This window comes from Arthrobacter sp. D1-29 (assembly GCF_054130585.1).
Genome location: NZ_CP096383.1, coordinates 1,871,033 through 1,892,019, shown reverse-complemented (window position 1 = coordinate 1,892,019; position 20,987 = coordinate 1,871,033). Strand labels below are relative to the sequence as shown.

Sequence of the window (20,987 nt, the reverse complement as noted above, 5' to 3'; positions counted from 1 at the left end):
CGGCGCTGTAAACCAACTTTTCCACCCTCAGCGGGCCCCTACAAGGCTCCGGGCCCGCCGTGTGTTCTACCTGACGTAGAAACTGCGCCGGAAACGGGGTAAATTTGTTTCTGTAGTTGTAGTGCTCGTTTGCAGTCATCACTGGCCTGGGGCCAGGCGGTGCGGGGAATCTTAAGGATGTATGGAATGGCCAGTCTTGGTGAACTTGAACGGGCAGTGATGGACCTGCTCTGGGCGGGCCAGGGAGCAGCCACCGCCAACACTTTGCGTGACAGGCTCGCGCACAGCACCGAGGCCCAGGGTGGCTCAGCAGGCCACGAAGGCAAGGAACTGGCCGTCACCACGGTGCTGACCGTGCTGTCGCGGCTGGAGAAAAAAGGCCTCGTCGAGCGCGAACGCGGCACCCGGCCGCACCGCTACCAGGCAATCTCCAGCCGGGAGGACCACACGGCCGAACTCATGCACGAGGTGCTGGGATCCGCACCCGACCGTGAAGCCGTGCTGGCACGCTTTATTGGGTCCGTGACTGAAAATGAAGCCGAAACACTGCGCAAACTGCTTGGCCACATCTAGCGGACCATGTTCTGGACCTCATACCTGCTGGCGGTCCTTGCGATAGTCCTGGCTTGGCCGGTGCCTATCCTCCTTTCGCGTGCCCAATGGCCTGCGCGCTCCCCTTTTACGGCGATGCTTCTCTGGCAGGCCATCGCACTGGCCGGTGGCCTGTCCATGATTGGCGCCATGCTGGTGTATGGGCTGGAACCCATTGGCGACAACCTGATCGCGGGCCTGCGCGCGCTCGCCGGGATGGTGCTGTTCAATGCCCCCACCACGGCCCTGGGCTTCTGGCATATCTTTGCCCTGTCCGCGGCTGCGCTGTTGACGGCCCACCTGGTCTTTACCCTGCTGCTCACCTACTACAGGATCGAGCGGCAGCGCCGCCGGCACCGCGAGCTCCTGGCCCTGCTGGCCTCCCCCTCCGCTGAAGGTGCCGGGACGGTGGTCATCAGCCATGACTCGCCCGTGGCCTACTGCCTGCCCGGCGGGGCCCGTTCGGTCACCGTGCTTTCGGACGGCCTCATGGCGGCCCTGGAACCCGACGAGCTGCGGGCCGTCCTGATCCACGAGAACGCCCACCTGAGCCAGCGCCATCACCTCCTGCTGTGGGCCTTCGCCGCTTGGCGCCAGGCACTGCCCTGGCTTCCCACCACCCGGCTGGCCCAGGAGTCAGTGAACTCGCTCATCGAAATGCTGGCCGACGACGTTGCCCTGAAAACAGAAAGCAAGGCAACACTGATCAAGGCCATCGCGATCGTCGCGAGTGGCAGTGCCGGCAGCAGTGGCGACGCCGCTGCGTCTGCAGGCATACGTCCAGGGGACGCCAATCCGGGCCTGGCCGGGCTGGAGACGCCCGGAATTGCGGGCTCCGACTCTGCCCGCACCACGGCCTCGCGCGTCAGCCGCCTGCTGTCACCGCAGCCGGAGCTGCCCGCCGCCGCCCAGGGGGCCGTTCTGGCCGGCTGCGTGCTGCTCCTCGCCCTGCCTACAGCCCTTCTGATCGTTCCGGGCCTCCTGGGCTGAGTTAGGGCCGGGCTGGACTGAGTCCCGGCCTTCCCGGACTGAGTCCGGCCTTCCGGGCTGAGCCGCGGGTCAGCGGCAGCGCCGGTCAGGCGTCGATCCGCTCCCTGTCCAGGCTCGACGCTCCAGCGATGATGAAGTCCTTGCGCGGCGCCACATCCGAGCCCATCAGCAGGTCAAAGGTGTCCTCCGCCTGTTGGGCGTTCTCGATGCCCACCTTCCGGAGCGTGCGGTGCCGCGGGTCCATGGTGGTCTCGGCCAACTGTTCGGCGTCCATTTCACCCAGGCCCTTGTAGCGCTGGATGGGCTCCTTGTAGCGCTTGCCCTCCTTGGCCAGCCGCGCCAGCAGGACATGAAGCTCAGCCTCGGAGTAGGTGTAGATCATCTCGTTGGCTTTCTGCCCGGCGTTGATGACCTCCACCCGGTGCAGAGGCGGGACAGCAGCAAACACGCGGCCGTCCAGGATCATCGGCCGCATGTACCGGAAGAACAAGGTCAGCAGCAGCGTCCGGATGTGGGCACCATCCACGTCCGCGTCGGTCATCAGGATGACCTTCCCGTACCGCGCCGCGGCAAGATCGAAGCTGCGTCCCGAACCGGCGCCAACCACCTGGATCAGGGCCGCGCACTCGGTGTTGGAGAGCATGTCCCCCACCGAAGCCTTCTGCACGTTCAGGATTTTGCCGCGGATCGGCAGCAGCGCCTGGAAGTCTGAGGACCGTGCCAGTTTGGCGGTACCCAGCGCCGAGTCGCCTTCCACAATAAACAGTTCGGACCGTTCGACGTCGTCAGTCCGGCAGTCTGCCAGCTTGGTGGGCATCGATGAGGTTTCCAGCGCATTTTTGCGTCGCTGGGTTTCCTTGTGGACCCGGGCGGAAATGCGCGACTTCATTTCGCTGACGATTTTTTCCAGCAGCAGGGCCGACTGGGCCTTGTCGTTCCGGTTGGCGGAATTGAGCTTGGCATTGATCTCGTGCTCCACCACCTTGGCCACGATGGCCCGGACCGCAGATGTACCCAGGATTTCCTTTGTCTGGCCCTCGAACTGTGGCTCGGCGAGGCGGACTGTCAGGACCGCTGTCAGGCCGGCGAAAATGTCGTCCTTCTCGATTTTGTCGTTGCCGGCCTTGAGCTTGCGGGCGTTGCTTTCCACGGCCTTGCGGAAAGTCTTCACCAGCGCCTGTTCAAAGCCCGACTGGTGTGTTCCGCCCTTGGGCGTGGAGATGATGTTGACAAAGCTGCGGACAGTGCTGTCGTAGCCGATGCCCCAACGGAGGGCAACGTCCACTTCGCAGTCGCGCTCAACCTCCGCCAGCTGGCTGTGGCCCCGCTCATCCAGCACCGGCACGGTTTCCTTGAACTTGCCGGATCCGTGAAGCCGCCAGATATCGGTGACGGCCGGATCGGCGGCCAGGAAATCAACGAACTCCGAGATGCCGCCGTCGTGGTGGAAGACTTCCTCGTGCGGGGCTGCTTCACCCGGCGTGCCGGGGAGCCTGCGCTCATCACGGACGGTGAGCTTCAGTCCCGGCACCAGGAAGGACGTCTGACGGGCGCGGGCTGCCAGCTCGTCATAGGAGAATTTGGCGTCCTGGGTGAAGATCTGGCGGTCAGCCCAGTACCTGATCCGGGTGCCGGTGATCCCCCGCTTCGCTTTGCCCACCACGTCAAGGACGGAACCGTCCACAAAAGGGGCAAACGTGGCCGAGGGGTCCAGCCTGCTGCCCAGGTCGTTGAACCGGCCTGGCTCTCCCCGCCGGAAGGACATCTTGTACGTTTTGCCGCCGCGGTCCACCTCAACGTCGAGGCGGGCGGACAGGGCGTTCACCACGGAGGCGCCAACACCGTGGAGACCGCCGGAGGCCGTGTAGGAACCGCCACCAAATTTGCCGCCCGCATGGAGCTTGGTGAACACCACCTCGACCCCGGTGAGTCCAGTCTTGGGTTCCATGTCCACCGGGATGCCGCGGCCGTCGTCGTGGATCTCCACTGAGTTGTCCGCGTGCAGGATGATCTTAATGTCGTGGCCGAAACCGGCCAGGGCTTCGTCCACGGAGTTGTCGATGATCTCCCAGAGGCAGTGCATCAGGCCGCGGGAATCTGTGGATCCGATGTACATGCCCGGCCGCTTGCGGACGGCCTCGAGGCCCTCCAGAACCGAGAGGTGCCGGGCGGTGTAATCAGAACTTGGTGCCACGGGTGTGAACTCCTTCAATGACGGAACAGCTGGTGCATAAAGCACCCTTCCAAGGGTAGCCGGAGGGCCACGGGTCGCCCGCCCACCACGCTTTTAAACAGGCACACGGCCCGTCCCCGTTATGTTTTTTTGACGCCCTGCGGGGACCTTGATCAATTCTTGCGGCTACGCGGACAGCGAACTTGCCCAATACTTGCGATGGATTCGCTAAAACTACTGGTTATATGGAGGTACAGATCTACTAAGGAGGCCGATATGACCACAGCAGTGGCAGCCCGCACACTCAACGCACTGGACCGGTGCGATCGTTGCGGAGCTCAGGCATATGTCCGGGTTGTACTCGAGTCCTCCGGCGGTGAGCTGCTCTTCTGCGGCCACCACTCGCGTGCGGTCGAGGCGACACTCAAGCCCTTGAGCTCCGACTGGCACGACGAGACGGGCCGGCTTCACGAGAAGGCACCCGTCGAAATCGACTGATTTCACCGTCTGACCATTACACATATCAGGACCCCTCCATTGGAGGGGTCCTGATTCTTTAAGCAACACGTTCACAGCCTGCCGTCCGCCGAGCCTGTTAACCGGCGGCAAATGGGACGCGGGGCCGCTCTTCCCACGGCCCAGGGGCCGTTGGGAGGGGTGACCCCGCGCTGCCTTAGTCCAGTGCCTAGTCCAGGTAGTCCCGCAGCACCTGCGACCGCGACGGGTGGCGGAGCTTGGACATGGTCTTGGATTCGATCTGGCGGATCCGCTCGCGCGTGACTCCGTAGACCTTGCCGATTTCGTCTAAAGTCTTCGGCTGTCCGTCGGTGAGGCCGAAGCGCATGGCCACCACGCCGGCTTCACGCTCGGAGAGGGTGTCCAGCACGGAGTGCAGCTGCTCCTGCAGAAGCGTGAAGCTCACGGCATCGGCAGGGACAACAGCCTCGGAGTCCTCGATGAGGTCACCGAACTCGGAGTCGCCGTCTTCGCCAAGCGGCGTGTGGAGGGAAATCGGTTCGCGGCCGTACTTCTGGACCTCCACCACCTTCTCCGGGGTCATGTCCAGTTCCAGGGCAAGCTCTTCGGGCGTGGGCTCGCGGCCAAGGTCCTGGAGCATCTGCCGCTGGACGCGGGCCAGCTTGTTGATGACTTCGACCATGTGCACCGGGATTCGGATGGTGCGTGCCTGGTCGGCCATGGCGCGGGTGATGGCCTGGCGGATCCACCACGTGGCGTAGGTGGAGAACTTGAAGCCCTTGGTGTAGTCAAACTTCTCCACGGCGCGGATCAGGCCCAGGTTGCCTTCCTGGATGAGGTCAAGGAAGAGCATGCCGCGGCCGGTGTAACGCTTGGCCAGCGAGACGACGAGGCGGAGGTTGGCTTCCAGCAGGTGGTTCTTGGCCCGCTTGCCGTCGTGGATGACGAATTCCAGCTCGCGCTTGAACTTCGGATCCATGGAGCCGTCATCGGCATTGATCTTCTCTTCGGCAAAAAGGCCCGCTTCGATCCGCAGCGCCAGGTCAACTTCCTGCTCGGCGTTGAGCAGCGCAACCTTACCGATCTGCTTCAGGTAATCCTTGACGGGGTCAGCCGTTGCACCGGCTGACATGACCTGCTGGACGGGGGCGTCGTCGTCGTCCGCGTCCGAGTAGACAAATCCCTTACCGGTGGCTGCCGAAGCGGCCTTGGCGGCGTCGATTTCGCCGTCGTCGCCGGCGTCGGCGCCTTCAAGGATGATGTCGTCAAGGTCTTCCTCAACCTCATCCTCGTCGTCGGAGTCGGCACCGCGGGCAGACTTTCCGGCGGCCGCGGCAGCGGCTTTGGCGCCGGGCTTGGGCCCGCGCTTCTTGGGTTCAGGCCTGCCATCGATACCGGCATCACCGGAGGCGGCATCCTTGACAGCATTGTTGGCTGCCCGCGTGGCTGCTCGCTTGGCGTTCGTTGCAGCCTGCTTCTCCTCAGAGGACAAATCGTCCTGGGCGGCGGGTTCCTTCTTCGCGGAAGACGGGGTCACAGAAAACCTTTCTAGCGGCGGTCTGTGGAATCACCATACGGGCAACACCACTATGACCCTGTCAAGTCCGTGATGAATATCAGGTGCAACCACGGCTGGCAGAGTCTACAAGTAGAACTGCCGGGGCGGCTGTAATGTTCCCGTCAGGGTGCCATTACCTGCACTCGATTCACGGACCCAACCGGGTCTCGGCATCCATTGTCTCATGGTTTTCCCAAACAGGACCTCATGCCAGTGCCGCTCCGGGCTGCAGGACGGCGGCCCCCCAACCGTCCCGGCCAACCGTCCCCGCCGACAGTCCTAGGCCGCGTCCGGTTCGAACCGTTGCCAGGCCGCCTCCTTCCGGGCCGCCCAGCCGCAGAGCGTGCCCCGCCGCACCAGTTCCAGCATCAGTTCCGCCAGCCTGTACTCCGCCTCCATCTGGAGCGCCTGTCCAAGATAGGCGGCCGCATACGATCCACGGCCCCGGCACCAGGCGATCCACCCGCGTCCCGTCAGTGCGGCAGCCGCTGCCTGCCCTCCATATACCGAGAGGCTCGCCAGGATGCGGTCCAGGCTGTTGAGCCTGCCCCAGTCCGGCAGGACAGGCTTCAATCCGGGCAGGACTTCGCCGTAGCCGGGCAGATCAGTAACTGCAGCGGAAGAGCCTTGAGTGGAAGCGTCAGCTGGCGTCCCGGCAGGCCGCCGGGCGTTTCCTGGTGGGGAGGACGGTCCGGCAGGACAGGGGCCAACCGGCGCAAGGAGGCAGCCGCCGTCGAAAATTCCGAACTGTCCGGCCCCCTCCTGCGCGGTGGCTGCGCCTGCAGCCGCCATCACCAGCACCGCGTCCCGCCAGGCCGGCACCCGGAGTGACGCGCGAAGGAAAGCCAGGTGGCCTTCCGGAAGGGCATCACCCGGCGGGGAGTCGAGTAATCCCGCCCAGAAGCCCAGGAGCGCCTCAAACTGCGCGCGGCTCCCCCGCCGCGGGTTCAGTTGGCTGGACCACTCCTCTTCGGCCGCCAGGAGTGAGGCGGCAGCTTCAGCAGAAACGGAACCAGGCTGTTGGGCGTGCTGATCGGGGGCGGGCCCCACGCTGCTGCCGCGGTACACCATTTCGGCGTTGAGCCTGCTGTCCCGGATCTCCTCGATGGGCCGGCCGGGCAAGGGGCAACACGACTGGTCCAGGCAGTAGGCATCGCGCCAGTACCTGTCCCCTACGTACCAGGCATCCCGGACGGGCATCCCGGATGTGCCCAGAACGGCCTGCAGCGCCGCCAGGAGGCCCGTGTACGTGCAGGTATGAGGGAGTTCCATCCAGCCGTCGTCGGTGAAGAACACCAGCAAGGCGGCGTCGGCGTGCTGGTCGGCCCGGAGATAATCCCGTACGGTGCGCGCGAACTCCCGCGGGTCCGCGAGGGTTCCAGGTCCGGGCAGGTCCAGCCGAAGGGTTGCCCCCAGCCGTTTGCCGTGGAGCGTCATGGCCACCAGGCTTTCGGCCGGCCAATACCCCAGGGAATGCGGGATAAACCCCAGGACGTCTTCAGGGCCTTGGACTGTCAGGTGTTCCGGAGGTGTCATGCCTCCAGTTTTGGCGCCCGTCCTGCGGCACGGAACAACCGATCTCCGCCATGTGCACAAGGCAACCTGTGGAGGAAAAGTGTCAGTCCTCAGAAGGCCGTGAGCCCTGGCGCCGCTGCGCCAGGCTTGCCCGCCGCTGTTCGGCCAGGCTGCGGAGCAGCGGAGGGACAACAACCCCCTGCGCCGCCATCTGCCGGCGCACCTTCCGGCGGCAGAGCAGCGTTGCGGCCGCACCGAATCCCAGAACCAGGAACTGGACGCTGAGCGCGAGCCGGAACGGTTCCAGGCCGTACAGAACGCCGTTGGAGAACCCGCTGGCATGGAGAATGTCCAGTACGAGCCCGATCAGGAAAATTGATATCAGGGCAGCGATGAACCCGCCCACGTTCACAATGCCGGTGGCTGTGCCGATCCGGTGGGCGGGATTGAAGGTCCGGGCGAAATCGAAGCCGATCATGGAGCCGGGCCCGCCGATGGCGAGCACCACCACAAGCCCGGCAAGAAGCCAGAGCGGGGAACGGCCAGGGGTGAGCAGCACCGCGGCCCAGGCAGCGGCAGTGGCGGCCGCGATCAGCAGGACCAGGGTGGACCGGCGCAGCGGGTGCCTGGAGACAAACCGGCCGATGAAGGGGCCCACGGCCAGGGCGCCCGCCACGTAAAGCCCCATGAGTCCCGCGACAGTCCCGGTATCCAGGCCCTGGGCGGAGATCAGGAAGGGATATCCCCACGTCATGGCAAACACGGTGCCGCTGAACTGGATGGTGAAGTGGCTCCACAGTCCCAGCCTGGTGCCCGGCTGCCGCCAGGCCCGCGCAAGCGACACACCGGTGGCGCGCAGGCCCTGCTGCGCCTGGGGCCGCGGTGTTCCGGGCGGGACGTCCTGCAGCAGGACCAGGACCAGCACGACGGCGACTCCGGACATGCCGGCAAGCATCAGGAAAGCCGGAGTCCAGCCGGAGAAATGAAGGACCAGGGCAAAAGGAACCACGCTGAACAGCTGTCCGAGCTGGCCGGACATACCCGTTAGTTGCGTCACGAGAGGCACGCGGGACGGGGCAAACCACAGCGGAATCAGCCGGATCACGGAAATAAAGGTCATGGCGTCCCCGGCACCCACCAGTACGCGCCCCGCAACGCCGCCCGGGATACTGTCCGCAAAGGCAAGCTGGAGCTGGCCGAGTCCCATGAGGAGTGCGCCGCCGGCGATCATCGCCCGGGAGCCGAACCTGTCCACCAGGAGGCCAACCGGGATTTGCAGCCCGGCGTACACCAGGAGCTGCAGAACAGTGAAGAAGGAGATCGCTGACGCACCGGCATGGAACCGCTCGGTGGCTTCAAGACCTACAACACCGAACGAGGTCCGCTGCGTGACGGCCACCAGATACGCGAAGATGCCGATGGTCCAAATCAGCCAGGCCCGGGGTGCAGTCACTCCCTTATTATGCCCGGGCCGCGCGGCGGCCCGGGCATGCGCCTGAGGGGTGGCGGTGCGCCGACCGCAGGCTACTGGGCAGGATTTTCCCTGGCGAGGTATGCCTCAACCGCAGCCCCCAGCACGTCCCCATTGGGCAGCTGGTCGTTTTCATCAGCAAGGAGCGACCTCCGGACCGTGCCCTCAGCCTTCTCGTCGTAGCGGGACTCGAGCCGTGATACCACCTGCTGCACGTCTTCGGAGGCGTCAATCTGTTCAGCGATTTGGCGTCCCACTTCCCGGCCCGCTTCCCGGAGCCTGTCAGTCGGCAGCATCAGGGACGTTGCGGCACCAAGGTATTCCAGGCCCGCCACTGCGGCCGTGGGGTATTCCGCCTCGGCCAGGTAGTGCGGAACGTGGATCACGTAGCCCGCGACGTTGCGTCCGGCCTCAACCAGCCGGAGTTCCAGGATGTGGCCGACAGCCGCCGGGACCTCCACCGTGGGCTTCCACACCGAGATGCCTTCGATCAGTTCCGGCCTGTTGCCGTGGACGGTGACGCCTACCGGGCGGGTATGCGGAACAGGCATGGGAATGGAGTGGATCCAGGTCACGAGGTTCACGTCGAGCTTTTCCACAATCCCCACAACAGCGCGGGCAAACCGCTCCCATTGAAGGTCCGGTTCGAACCCGGCCAGCAGAAGGAACGGATTTCCGAGGCCGTCGATCAGCCGATACAGCGCCAGCCGGGGCGCCTGGTAGTCCTGCAGGTGGTCCTCCACAAAGGAGACGTGGGGCCGCCTGGACCGGTAGTCAATCAGCTGGTCGGCATCGAACACCGCCACCGGCTCGGCGTCGAGGGTGTCCAGCAGCTCGGCATTGATCTGCTTGACCACATGGCCGGCATCGGCAAACCCGGTGAAGCCCATCACCAGGTTCAGCCCGCGGAGCGCCGGGCTGTGGAACAACTCGATGTTGCTCGCGTAGAGCGCATCGGGGTCCAGCAGGGAGCCGGAAATCCGTTCAAGCACGGGATGTTCCTTTCGTGGATTCGGGTGGATACCTTTTACAACGTTGCCGGGCGCCCGGGCATTCCGTGTGGTGGTGTGGCGCAGGTCTCCAAAGATTCCCCCGCCGCCACGCATACCGGCTACGATCGAAACTGGCCCGGCAACGGGCTTCGCAGACATCCCGGCGGCGTCCGAAGCCGACGGCAGCCGGGTTTCCATGGCAGTGCGCCTAACATGCTTCCTGCCCGAACAATCTTTCGAGAATTGAGGACTGACCCGGTGGTCAAGAATACCGAAATTAACCTTAGTACCCTCTCACGGGACCTCAGGAAGGCGTCGTCCGACGCCGTTGTCATCGGCGTCGGACAGGGACCCGATGGACCCGTCCTCCTCGACAATCCCCTGGCAGCCAAGTCTGCCGAAGCGCTTGCTGATTCGCTGAAGGCACTCGGTGTCACGGGCGCAGCGGACCAGATCGTCAGGCTTCCCGGCCTGCCGGAGACCGGCGCCGGCGTCCTGGTTCTGGCCGGCGTGGGCAAAGTGGGCACGGACGGCACGCTGGAAGAGGAAGCACTCCGCCGGGCCGCAGGTTCCGCAGTGCGCCAGCTGGCCGGCCTGGCCACGGTTGTCATTGCGCTTCCGACGGCGGGAGTCGCCGACGTCGCGGCGCTCGCCGAAGGTGCCGCGCTGGGCGCCTATTCGTTTACGGAATACCGGACGTCCAAGAACGGCATGAAGGACCCCGTACGGAACGCGGTGATCTTTACCGAGGTTGCCGGGGACAAGGAACTCAATGCCGCCCTGACCCGCGCGGGACTGATCGGCAAGGCCGTCAATGCCACCCGGTCCCTGGTCAACCAGCCGCCGAGCCATCTCTACCCGGAGTCATTTGCCGAGGCCGCCAAGGAACTGGCCAAAGGCCTCCCCGTGAAGGTCACCGTGTGGGATGAACGGCGCCTCGAGAAGGAAGGCTTCGGCGGGATCATGGGCGTGGGCAAGGGTTCCACCCGCCAGCCCCGCCTGGTCAAGGTGGAATACGCCCCGGCCAAGGCAACGGCAAAGATCGCTTTGGTCGGAAAGGGCATCACCTTCGACACCGGAGGCATCTCCATCAAGCCGGCCCTGAACATGGGTGACATGAAGAGCGATATGGCGGGCGCCGCCGTCGTCCTCAACACTGTGCTGGCGCTCGCGGGCCTGGGACTGCCGGTCAAGGCCACCGCCTGGCTGTGCATCGCCGAAAACATGCCCTCAGGTGCCGCCTCCCGGCCGGCCGATGTGCTGACCATGTTCGGCGGCAAGACCGTCGAGGTCCTGAACACCGACGCCGAGGGACGCCTGGTGATGGCCGACGGCCTGGTGGCAGCGAGCAGGGAATACCCGGACGCGATCATCGACGTCGCCACCCTGACCGGAGCGCAGCTTATTGCCCTGGGTAACCGGACGGCCGGAGTGATGGGGTCTGACAGCGTCACGGGTCCGCTCAAGGCCGCGGCAGACCGGGCCGGTGAGCTGGTGTGGCCCATGCCCCTGCCGGAGGAACTGCGTCCCAGCCTTGACTCCCAGGTGGCCGACCTCGCCAACATCGGGGAACGCCACGGCGGCATGATGACCGCAGCCGTTTTCCTGCGCGAGTTTGTGGGCAAGGGCAAGGACGGGGAGCAGATCCCCTGGGCACACATAGACATTGCCGGCCCGTCCTTCAACAACGGCAGCCCCTACGGCTACACCCACAAGCAGGGAACGGGCAGCACAGTCCGCACCCTGGTGGCCTACGTGGAAGACCTCCTGGGCGCTGCCGCCTGACGTGTTTGTCGAGTGTTGTGCGGCTTTGTGACACCCCAATGATCCGTTGGACACAAAGCCGCGTGACACTGGACACAAGCGCTCCACAAAACATGGTTGCAAGGTGGAGCATGGATAAGTGGTTCGCTAAGGTGAACCCGGTAGTCACAAATGAAAGAGAACCTGCCTGCTGGCATAATCTCGGCAGTACAAGTTCCAAGACCAGATGATGCGTGCACGCTCGTGTCATCGTTCACGCGAGGGAGCGTTTAAGTGGCCGATCAGGCAACTGCGCAAGAATTCGACATCCTGGTACTCGGTGGCGGCAGCGGCGGATACGCCACCGCCCTGCGGGCCGTACAGCTTGGCTTCACCGTGGGCCTCGTGGAGAAGGGCAAACTCGGTGGCACCTGCCTCCACAACGGCTGTATCCCCACCAAGGCCCTGCTTCACTCGGCCGAACTGGCCGACCACGCCCGTGACTCCGCCAAGTATGGCGTGAACGTCACCCTCGACGGCATCGACATCAACGCCGTCAACGCGTACAAAGACGGCATCGTCGCCGGCAAGTTCAAGGGCTTGCAGGGACTCATCAAGTCCAAGGGCATCACCGTCATCGAAGGTGAAGGCAAGCTTCAGGGCACCGACACCGTTGTAGTGAACGGCACCGCCTACAAGGGCAAGAACATCGTCCTCGCCACCGGCTCCTACTCCCGGTCCCTCCCCGGCCTGGAAATCGGCGGACGCGTCATCACCTCCGACGAAGCCCTCGTCATGGACTACATCCCCAAGAGCGCAATCGTGCTCGGCGGCGGCGTCATCGGCGTCGAATTCGCCTCAGTATGGAAGTCCTTCGGCGTAGACGTCACCATCGTCGAGGGCCTGCCCTCACTGGTTCCCAACGAGGACACCGCCATCGTGAAGAACCTGGAGCGCGCCTTCAAGAAGCGCGGCATCAAGTTCTCCACCGGTATCTTCTTCCAGGGCGTCGAGCAGAACGACTCCGGAGTCAAGGTCACCCTGGTGGACGGGCAGACGTTCGACGCCGAACTCCTCTTGGTAGCTGTTGGCCGCGGCCCCGTCACGGCCAACCTCGGTTACGAAGAGGCCGGCGTCACCATTGACCGCGGCTTCGTCATCACCAACGAGCGCCTGCACACCGGCGTGGGGAACATCTACGCCGTGGGTGACATCGTCCCCGGCGTCCAGCTCGCGCACCGCGGCTACCAGCAGGGCATCTTTGTTGCCGAGGAGATCGCGGGCCTTAAGCCCGTCATCGTTGAAGACGTCAACATCCCCAAGGTCACCTACTGCGAACCTGAAATCGCGACGGTGGGCTATACGGAGAAGGCCGCAAAGGAAAAGTTCGGCGACGACCAGATCCAGATCCAGGAATACAACCTGGCCGGCAACGGCAAGAGCTCCATCCTGGGCACCGGCGGCCTGGTCAAGCTGGTCCGCCAGAAGGACGGCCCCGTGGTGGGTGTGCACATGATCGGTTCCCGCATGGGCGAGCAGATCGGTGAAGCCCAGCTCATCGTGAACTGGGAAGCCTACCCGGAGGACGTGGCCCAGCTGGTCCACGCGCACCCCACGCAGAACGAGGCCCTGGGCGAAGCCCACCTGGCACTCGCGGGCAAAGCCCTCCACGGCTAATTTTCCGCCGCAGTATTACCGCAAGACATCAGAGCTTGGTCCACCCGGCACGATCTGCCGGGTGGACTAAGCTCAACAAGGCAGCAATCATCCGCACTAAAGATCAATAAGGAGAACGGGGACGACATGTCTGAATCCGTTAACTTGCCCGCCCTCGGTGAGAGCGTCACCGAAGGAACCGTCACCCGCTGGCTCAAGCAGGTAGGTGACCGGGTAGAAGTGGACGAGCCGCTGCTCGAGGTTTCCACCGACAAAGTAGACACCGAAATCCCCTCTCCGATAGCCGGCGTCATCGAGGAAATCCTCGTTGCCGAAGACGAGACCGCCGAAGTGGGCGCTCCCCTGGTCCGCATCGGCGACGGTTCCGGATCCAACGGCACCAGCCCTGCTGCTGCAGCAGCCCCTGCTGCTCCGGCGGAAGAAGAAGCTCCAGCTGCTCCTGCAGAGGAGGCAGCCCCGACTGCTCCGGCTGAAGCAGCTGCCCCCGCCGCGCCTGCCGAAGAAGCAGCGCAGGCACCCGCAGCCGGTGGCGACAGCCACGAGGTCACCTTGCCCGCTCTCGGTGAGAGCGTCACGGAAGGCACCGTGACCCGCTGGCTCAAGGCCGTTGGCGACTCCGTTGAGGTTGATGAGCCGCTGCTTGAGGTATCAACTGACAAAGTAGACACCGAGATCCCGTCCCCCGTGGCCGGAACGCTCCAGGAAATCCGAGTCAACGAGGACGAAACCGCCGAGGTGGGCGCCGTTCTCGCCGTTATCGGCTCCGGTGCCTCAGCCCCCGCCGCCGCACCCGCCCCCGCTCCGGAAGCGCAGCAGGAGGCGCCCGCGGCTCCCGCAGCCCCGGCTGCAGCAACTGAGGCCGAAGCACCCCAGCAGGAGGCACCGAAGCAGGAAGCCGCACCGGCTGCTGCTCCCGCTCCGGCAGCCGCTCCGGCACCTGCTGCTGCTCCGGCACCTGCCGGCGCACCTGCTGCCAATGGCTCCGACTCCGGTTACGTCACTCCCCTGGTCCGCAAGCTGGCCAACCAGCAGGGTGTGGATATCTCCTCCCTGACCGGCACCGGTGTGGGTGGACGCATCCGCAAGCAGGACGTCCTCGCAGCCGCAGAAGCAAAGGCTGCGCCCGCTGCAGCCGCTGCCCCTGCTGCTCCGTCGGCACCCGCTGCTCCTGCCGCCGCCGCTCCCGCCGCTTCATCCCTGCGCGGCACCGTGCAGAAGGCCCCGCGCATCCGCCAGGTCATCGCCCGACGGATGCGCGAATCCCTTGAAATCTCGACGCAGCTGACGCAGGTGCACGAGGTGGACATGACCAAGATCGCCAAGCTGCGCCTCAAGGCCAAGAACTCGTTCCAGGCCCAGAACGGCGTCAAGCTCACCTTCCTGCCGTTTATTGCCAAGGCCGTTGCCGAGGCATTGAAGCAGCACCCGAAGCTTAACGCCGCCTACGACGAGGACAAGCAGGAGATCACGTACCACAACGCCGAGCACCTGGCGATCGCTGTGGACACGGACAAGGGACTCCTGGTGCCCGTGATCGCGGATGCCGGAAGCCTGAACCTGGCCGGCCTGGCCGGGAAGATCGCGGACGTTGCCGGCCGCACCCGCGGCGGGAAGATCGGACCGGACGAACTGTCCGGCGGAACGTTCAGCATCACCAACATCGGCTCAGTCGGGGCACTGTTCGACACCCCGATCATCAACCAGCCACAGGTGGGGATCCTGGGCACCGGCGCCATCGTCAAGCGAGCCGTCGTTGTTTCCGACGAAAACGGTGACGATTCCCTCGCCATCCGGTCCATGATGTACCTCTCCCTGACCTACGACCACCGCCTGGTGGACGGGGCCGATGCAGGCCGCTTCCTCCAGACGCTGAAGGCCCGCCTTGAAGAAGGTGCCTTCGAAAGCGACCTGGGCCTCTAGCTCACGTTTTACCTAACAAAAAAGTGAACGACGGCGGTGCAGACGCCGGTGGGAAACCACCGGAACGACTGCGCCGCCGTCGTTATTTAATGGTGTTCCTCATGATGCTTGCGGCCGAAGAGGAAGAAACGCCTGCCGGCAACGCGGGTCTTACTACATGACGTAGAACGTCTGGCTAGACTGAGGTCCATGGACATCCTGTATAACGTCATGGTCTTCCTCCACATTGTCGGCGCTGCCATGGTTGTGGGGATCTGGATCGGCAACATGAAGAAGCCCACAGTCCACCCACGCCAGTTCGACGGCGCGGCAACCCAAGTCATCACGGGCGGCGCGATGATGGGACTGATCCCGGCCCTGGCCATGGACGCCAATTACACGAAGCTGGGGATCAAGTTGGCCATTGGCCTTGCCGTTGCGGTATTGGCCTTTATCGGCAGCCGCAAGTACAAGAAGGGTGAACCCATCAGCAAGGGCCTCGCCCACAGTGTAGGCGGCCTTGCCCTCCTCAACGTGGCCATTGCCACGCTCTGGAACTAATTCCCCGCCTCTTGCCCGGTGCCGACGGCGCATTCAGATATGCCGACGGCGCAGGGAGACATCCCGTGCAGTCACAATCCACTGAGAGCGGACAACCCGTGCGAGTGCGCGGTGAACTCCCTAGGATTGAAACCGGCGGGGTGAGGCTGCGGCCGGCCCCGGATTGAATCGACCTTGAGGAGTGGACATGGCAGCAACACGCACCGCACACACAGTATGGAACGGCGACCTGATGAAGGGTTCCGGCCAGACCACGCTGGACAGCTCAGGCCTCGGCACCTTTGACGTCACCTGGAAGGCACGCACCGAAGCCGCCGAAGGAAAGACCAGCCCGGAGGAACTGATCGCCGCTGCGCATGCCAGCTGCTACTCCATGGCGTTCAGCAACATGCTGGCCCAGGCCGGCCACGCACCGGAAGAGGTCAACACCAAGGCTGACGTCACGTTCGTTCCCGGAACCGGTATTACGGGCAGCCACCTGACCGTGTCCGCGCGGATCCCCGGCATCGGCGAAGACGAATTCCAGAAGATCGCCGGTGAGGCGAAGACCGGCTGCCCTGTTTCGGGAGCACTCGCGAGCATCGACATCACCCTGGACGCAACACTGCAGTCCTGATCAGCGAAGGCGTGATGCGTCGGCGTCAGCGGGCATGCCGCCGCTGACGCCACGGCAATAGCGCCAGGGCAGCACGAAGGCCCCGTTTCTCCCCTGATATTCGGGGCAGAAACGGGGCCTTTCCTGTGCTTCGGCTATAACTTTCCGGCCTTAGACCACTGGCTTGCGGGCCGGGAGCGGGGCGGGCCGGAGGCTGCGGTAACCCTCACGGACCGGTGGCCTGTCGGTGGGCAGTTCCTGGATCATTTCCTTGAGTGCGCCGATCCCGTATTCGAGCTGCGGGTCACGGCCGGCGGCGTACGCATGGGGCGGGTACGTCACCTCGATGTCCGGGTCCACGCCATAGTTCTCCACGCTCCATCCAACGCCGCCGGTGAACCAGTTCGCGTACCTCGGCTGGGTGACCCCTGTACCGTCAGCGAGCGAGAACCGGTTGTCGATGCCCACCACACCGCCCCAGGTGCGGGTACCAATGACGGGTCCGATTCCCCGCAGCTTGGATACCTGGGTGATGATGTCGCCGTCGGACCCGGCAAACTCATCGGCGAGGATGACTACGGGGCCACGGGGAGCGTGATGCGGATACGTCCTGGGCCGTTCTCCGCGGGGCATGCTCCAGCCCGTCACTTTCCGGCCAATCAGTTCGGCCACCAGCTGCGAGGTGTGTCCGCCACGGTTCCGCCGGACATCGACAATCAGTCCATCCAGGGCCGTCTCCGTGTCCAGGTCCCGGTGGAGCTGCGCCCAGCCGTTGGCCATCATGTCAGGGATGTGCAGGTATCCAAACGTTCCGTGTGATGCTTCCCGGACCGTGCGGCGGTTGCCGGCAACCCACTCCTGGTAGCGCAGGCGTTCTTCATCCTTGATGGGGACAACAGCGATGCGCCGTTGCCTGCCTGCCTCTGTTCCATGCCCGGCTCCGTTGCTGAGGGTGAGCTCCACGGCACGGCCGGCCGCGCCCACGAGCAACATCGCCGGGGTGACGGAATCCGAGAGGGGCACTCCGTCGATGGCCAGCACCACGTCACCGGCTTTGGCCCCCGCCCCCGGGCGGGTCAAGGGTGAGGTTGCCAGCGGATCGGAGGATTCACCGGCCAGGATGCGGGTGATTTCCCAGCCTGCCGGCGTCAAGGCGAGGTCAGCACCGAGCCTGCCCTGGCCGTTGCTGCCATTTTCAGTGACCGGCGCAGGCTTGACGTAGGCGTGTGAAGTCCCCAGCTCGCCGTGGAGTTCCCACAGAAGGTCGATGAGGTCGTCGTGGGATCCGAGGCGGTCCACCAGGGGCCTGTAGCGCTTGTGTACTGACTCCCAGTCCTGGCCGGCCATGTCCTCAGCCCAGAAGAAGTCCCGCTGCAGGCGCCAGGCCTCGTCAAATGCCTGGCCCCAGACACTGAGCGGCTCCATCATCACCCTGATCCGGCCAAGGTCCACCTTGACCACCTGACCTGAGTCTTCATCGGCTTTCGCGTCGGCAGGCACCACAATCACCTGCTTGTCGTGGACCAGCACCACCTTCCTGCGGTCCCCTGACAGCCGGTAGCTGGCCAACGCCTCCACCAAGGTGGATGACTTGCGCCGGGCGAGGTCGAACCGGACCAGGCTGGGGCGGGCGTCCTTGTCGTCCTGGCTTGCCTTGCCGTCACCCGTCACCCCGGCCAGCGCCCAGTCCAGCCAGAGCAGTGCACCCTCAGTGGTCTTCAGCGCCGTGTAGTTGCCCTGCGGCACCGGGACGCCGATCACGCGGTGGGCCAGGCCTTCAGGATCGACCCGCACTGCGGCGGCCTCCCCGGCTTCCGTTTCCGCTTCACTGCTGTCAGCACTCCCGCTGTTGCCAGGACCGTTCTCAGACTCGTCCAGGTCTACGGCCGGACCGAACGGGGATGGAGTGTCTGTTGCCAGGGCCACCAGATAGGGCTTGATGGGACTGGGGAAGGACAGGTCGAATGAATGTCCGTCGTAAACCGGATCGAAGCTTCTGTTGGACAGGAAGGCCAGGAACTTTCCGTCCGGGGTGAAGGCCGGGGATGTGTCGCAGAAGCGGCCGTCGGTAACGTCAACTACGCCGCCGTCGGCGTCGGAGACGTTGACAAGGCGCAGCCTGCTCCTGGAGCCGAAGGACGTTACCGGCTCGGACCAGGCCAGCCAGCAGGAGTCCGGCGACCAGCCCAGTTCCGCAATGGTGCCTTCGCCGATGCTGGCTACCAGGGACAGCTTTCCGGAAGCGGTATCGGCAACATACACGTCGCCAAAGGACGTGCCCACGGCAAGCCAACGGCCATCCGGGCTGGATTCCATGGCGCTGGCTCGTGAGGGCTTCGGAAAGTCGATGCGGGCGGCCGCGGGCGCCTCCTGCGCATCCGCCGGTGATTCTGCCGGGTCGGGGGCGACATCGGCCCTTGAATCGTCAGGGACGGGAGCAACTGCGCTGGCGTGGACCTGGCCCGTGCCGCCGGCCGCAGGGACCGGACGGGGAAGCGCAGCGTCCGTACTCTGCGGCGGAGCTGCTGGTGTAACCGGCGCGGGAGCCTGCGCCCCGGCAGGGGCTGCGACGCCGGGGAGCCGGGCGGCGATCTCCCTGATGTAGAGGGCCTCCACGCCGTCGTGGTCGGCTATATAGGCGAGCCGGCCGCCGTCGAGCGGCCGGGGAAGCCTGGCCCGGACACCGGGGGTGGCCTCCACGATGCGGGACGGGCCGTCCTTGTGCCTGATCCAGTGGATCGTCCCGTGGGCCTCTACGGCACTGGCGGACCCGGTGGCATCCGGAACCACCGCACCGAGATGCTGCGAGGCCTTCAGGAGGCCCGGCCGCCGGGACTGGGAGGCCGAACCCAGTGAGATGTCCAGCCGTACGGCTTCTGACTCAAGGTCGTTGAGGAGCCACAGCTCGCCGGCCGATTCGAAAATGACCCGCTGGCCGTCGGTGGAGGCATGCCGGACGTAGAAGTCCTCATGGTCAGTGTGCCGGCGCAGGTCCCCTCCGCCTGGCTTGACGGAGTACAGGTTTCCGTACCCTTCATGGTCGGAGAGGAACGCGATCCGGCCGTCCACCCACATGGGGTCCGTGAGGTTTCCGTCCAGTTCCGGAACGAGGCGCTCAAACTCCCCGTTGCCGTCGGTGTCGATCCACAGCTTGCCGGCTGTGCCGCCGCGGTAGCGCTTCCACCAGGCAGGTTCGCGGGAGAGAACGCTGCCCAGGACTACGGGGCGCTCGTCGCCGACTTCCGGTCCAAAGGCGACGGATTCAACGGGGCCAAAAGGAAGCTCCTCAGCCCATCCGCCATCCACCGGGAGGCTGTAGGCATAGGTATGCCGGCTTTCAGCCTGGCGGAAGGCGCTGGTCACGATAACGGAGCCGTTGGCGGTGAAGCCCTTGACCCGGGTGCTGCTGTGCCCGAAATAGGTCAGCTGCCGGTAACCGCCGCCGTCGACCTCCGCCGTGACCACTTCAGGCGCCGTGCCCTGGACCACGGTCCAGACGAGCCGCTTGCCGTCAGGTGTGAAACGGGGGTTGCGGGCGGGGAGCTGGAGCGAGGAAACCCGCCAGGCACGGCCGCCGCCCAGGGGCGCAATCCAGACGTCGTCCTCGGCCACGAAAGTAACCAGATCGCCGTGGACATGCGGAAAGCGGAGGTAACTCGAAGAGGTCATCGTTCGATCATAGTCAACTCGCGAAGGCCCCGAGGGAGGTGCCGGGGTGGCGCCCCGCATGGTGAGATGGTTTATGCGAATCGTGATTGCCGGCGCCTCCGGGCTGATCGGGACCCAGTTGTCCGTCTCCCTGCGTGAGGCCGGCCACGACGTCGTGCCGCTTGTCCGGCGGGCGCCGTCCTCGGCATCGGAGGTCCGCTGGGATCCCGACGCCGGCCGGCTGGATCCCAGCGTATTGGCCGCTTCCGATGCGGTGATCAACCTCGCGGGTGCCGGCATCGGCGACCGACCGTGGACGCGCCGCCGGGTAGAGGACCTGTTCAGTTCACGGCTGCAGGCTACCCGGACCCTGACCGGGGCGATGAAAAGTCTGGATGATCCGCCGCGGGTTTTCGTGAGCCAATCGGCATCCGGCTACTACGGTGACGCGGGTACGGCACTTCTTGGCGAAGGGTCATCCCCCGGTGCAGGCATCCTGGCCCGGTTGTGCCTCGAGTGGGAGGCAACTGCACACTCGGCACCGACAGGAGTGCGCGTCCTGACTCCCCGCACCGGTGTGGTTCTCAGCCCGTCAGGCGGAGCTCTGGGCAGGCTTCTGCCGCTGCTCCGGCTGGGGCTGGGCGGCCCGCTGGGACCCGGCAGGCAGTTCTGGCCCTGGATTACCCTCCCGGATGTCGCGGCCGCCTTCCTGTTCCTGATCCGCTCCACGCTGCACGGCCCGGTCAACGTCTGTGCACCGGAAACGGCTGATGTAAATTCTCTGGTGGCTTCACTTGCACAGGCCCTGCACCGGCCCGCCGCTCTCCGGGTGCCGGCACCCGCGCTGCGCCTTGTCATGGGAAAGCTCGCGGACGAACTGCTGCTGCCGAGCCAGCGGATGGAACCCCGGGTCCTGTCGGACGCCGGCTTCAAGTGGCAGCATCCGACGCTCCAGCAAGCCGCTGCCTGGGTGGCGGCCAAGGACTGATTCCGTTCTGGACGTTCTGTCGGGAGTGTCGGGAACTTCCGGGGGAAGTTCTGTCGGGAAGTTCTGTCGGGAAGTTCTGTCGGGAAGTCCTGTCGGGAAAGGGGAGCTG

General features: G+C 65.1%; 15 protein-coding genes. 9 read left to right on the top strand and 6 right to left on the bottom strand.

The features are described 5' to 3' along the window. The first annotated feature begins 186 nt into the window (after positions 1–186). On the top strand, positions 187–573 hold the full coding sequence (locus tag M1E17_RS08780; RefSeq protein ID WP_457966777.1) for a BlaI/MecI/CopY family transcriptional regulator: 387 nt from the start codon (positions 187–189) through the stop codon (positions 571–573). 6 nt (positions 574–579) lie between these two features. Continuing rightward, on the top strand, positions 580–1,581 hold the full coding sequence (locus M1E17_RS08775) for a M56 family metallopeptidase (RefSeq protein WP_457966776.1): 1,002 nt from the start codon (positions 580–582) through the stop codon (positions 1,579–1,581). An 85-nt stretch (positions 1,582–1,666) separates the two neighbouring features. Here the strand turns inward: M1E17_RS08775 and M1E17_RS08770 are convergent, their stop codons facing one another. Then, positions 1,667–3,775 carry a DNA gyrase/topoisomerase IV subunit B gene (locus M1E17_RS08770; protein ID WP_457966775.1) on the bottom strand — a complete coding sequence of 703 codons (2,109 nt, stop codon included), beginning with the start codon at positions 3,773–3,775 and terminating at the stop codon, positions 1,667–1,669. A gap of 255 nt (positions 3,776–4,030) precedes the next feature. Here M1E17_RS08770 and M1E17_RS08765 point away from each other — a divergent pair, with 255 nt between their 5' ends. After that, on the top strand, positions 4,031–4,252 hold the full coding sequence (locus M1E17_RS08765; protein ID WP_267278632.1) for a DUF7455 domain-containing protein: 222 nt from the start codon (positions 4,031–4,033) through the stop codon (positions 4,250–4,252). A 187-nt stretch (positions 4,253–4,439) separates the two neighbouring features. Here the strand turns inward: M1E17_RS08765 and M1E17_RS08760 are convergent, their stop codons facing one another. From M1E17_RS08760 to M1E17_RS08745, 4 genes are all read right to left on the bottom strand, one after another. Next, a complete protein-coding gene (locus tag M1E17_RS08760) occupies positions 4,440–5,768 on the bottom strand; it encodes an RNA polymerase sigma factor (RefSeq protein ID WP_457966774.1) in 1,329 nt (442 codons plus the stop codon). 300 nt (positions 5,769–6,068) lie between these two features. Beyond that, the gene (locus tag M1E17_RS08755; RefSeq protein ID WP_457966773.1) at positions 6,069–7,325 is read right to left on the bottom strand and encodes a DUF4192 family protein; all 1,257 of its coding nucleotides are present in this window, start codon (positions 7,323–7,325) and stop codon (positions 6,069–6,071) included. Between the two features lie 82 nt (positions 7,326–7,407). Then, positions 7,408–8,757 carry an MFS transporter gene (locus tag M1E17_RS08750; protein WP_457966772.1) on the bottom strand — a complete coding sequence of 450 codons (1,350 nt, stop codon included), beginning with the start codon at positions 8,755–8,757 and terminating at the stop codon, positions 7,408–7,410. A 71-nt stretch (positions 8,758–8,828) separates the two neighbouring features. Next, positions 8,829–9,767, bottom strand: coding sequence for a proteasome assembly chaperone family protein (locus tag M1E17_RS08745; RefSeq protein ID WP_457967653.1), 939 nt, complete (start codon positions 9,765–9,767; stop codon positions 8,829–8,831). 258 nt (positions 9,768–10,025) lie between these two features. Here M1E17_RS08745 and M1E17_RS08740 point away from each other — a divergent pair, with 258 nt between their 5' ends. From M1E17_RS08740 to M1E17_RS08720, 5 genes are all read left to right on the top strand, one after another. Next, positions 10,026–11,552 (top strand): leucyl aminopeptidase, encoded by a 1,527-nt coding sequence (locus M1E17_RS08740; RefSeq protein WP_457966771.1) that lies wholly within the window; start codon positions 10,026–10,028, stop codon positions 11,550–11,552. A gap of 252 nt (positions 11,553–11,804) precedes the next feature. Next, entirely contained in the window at positions 11,805–13,187 is a 1,383-nt protein-coding gene (gene lpdA / locus M1E17_RS08735; protein WP_457966770.1) for a dihydrolipoyl dehydrogenase, read from the top strand. A gap of 126 nt (positions 13,188–13,313) precedes the next feature. Then, positions 13,314–15,107 (top strand): 2-oxoglutarate dehydrogenase, E2 component, dihydrolipoamide succinyltransferase, encoded by a 1,794-nt coding sequence (gene sucB / locus M1E17_RS08730; protein ID WP_457966769.1) that lies wholly within the window; start codon positions 13,314–13,316, stop codon positions 15,105–15,107. A gap of 189 nt (positions 15,108–15,296) precedes the next feature. After that, positions 15,297–15,647, top strand: coding sequence for a hypothetical protein (locus M1E17_RS08725; RefSeq protein WP_457966768.1), 351 nt, complete (start codon positions 15,297–15,299; stop codon positions 15,645–15,647). A 187-nt stretch (positions 15,648–15,834) separates the two neighbouring features. Further along, the gene (locus M1E17_RS08720) at positions 15,835–16,263 is read left to right on the top strand and encodes an OsmC family protein (protein ID WP_457966767.1); all 429 of its coding nucleotides are present in this window, start codon (positions 15,835–15,837) and stop codon (positions 16,261–16,263) included. A gap of 150 nt (positions 16,264–16,413) precedes the next feature. Here the strand turns inward: M1E17_RS08720 and M1E17_RS08715 are convergent, their stop codons facing one another. Further along, positions 16,414–19,911, bottom strand: coding sequence for a S41 family peptidase (locus tag M1E17_RS08715; protein WP_457966766.1), 3,498 nt, complete (start codon positions 19,909–19,911; stop codon positions 16,414–16,416). A 73-nt stretch (positions 19,912–19,984) separates the two neighbouring features. Here M1E17_RS08715 and M1E17_RS08710 point away from each other — a divergent pair, with 73 nt between their 5' ends. After that, the gene (locus M1E17_RS08710; protein WP_457966765.1) at positions 19,985–20,878 is read left to right on the top strand and encodes a TIGR01777 family oxidoreductase; all 894 of its coding nucleotides are present in this window, start codon (positions 19,985–19,987) and stop codon (positions 20,876–20,878) included. Positions 20,879–20,987 lie beyond the last annotated feature (109 nt).

What these genes read in the sequence shown, in the direction of transcription:
- M1E17_RS08710 (WP_457966765.1), top strand. Translation starts at nt 19,985, where the DNA reads ATGCGAATCGTGATTGCCGGCGCCTCCGGGCTGATCGGGACCCAGTTG.
- M1E17_RS08720 (WP_457966767.1), top strand. Translation starts at nt 15,835, where the DNA reads ATGGCAGCAACACGCACCGCACACACAGTATGGAACGGCGACCTGATG.
- M1E17_RS08725 (WP_457966768.1), top strand. Translation starts at nt 15,297, where the DNA reads ATGGACATCCTGTATAACGTCATGGTCTTCCTCCACATTGTCGGCGCT.
- M1E17_RS08755 (WP_457966773.1), bottom strand. Translation starts at nt 7,325, where the DNA reads ATGACACCTCCGGAACACCTGACAGTCCAAGGCCCTGAAGACGTCCTG.
- M1E17_RS08765 (WP_267278632.1), top strand. Translation starts at nt 4,031, where the DNA reads ATGACCACAGCAGTGGCAGCCCGCACACTCAACGCACTGGACCGGTGC.
- M1E17_RS08715 (WP_457966766.1), bottom strand. Translation starts at nt 19,911, where the DNA reads ATGACCTCTTCGAGTTACCTCCGCTTTCCGCATGTCCACGGCGATCTG.
- M1E17_RS08780 (WP_457966777.1), top strand. Translation starts at nt 187, where the DNA reads ATGGCCAGTCTTGGTGAACTTGAACGGGCAGTGATGGACCTGCTCTGG.
- M1E17_RS08775 (WP_457966776.1), top strand. Translation starts at nt 580, where the DNA reads ATGTTCTGGACCTCATACCTGCTGGCGGTCCTTGCGATAGTCCTGGCT.
- sucB (WP_457966769.1), top strand. Translation starts at nt 13,314, where the DNA reads ATGTCTGAATCCGTTAACTTGCCCGCCCTCGGTGAGAGCGTCACCGAA.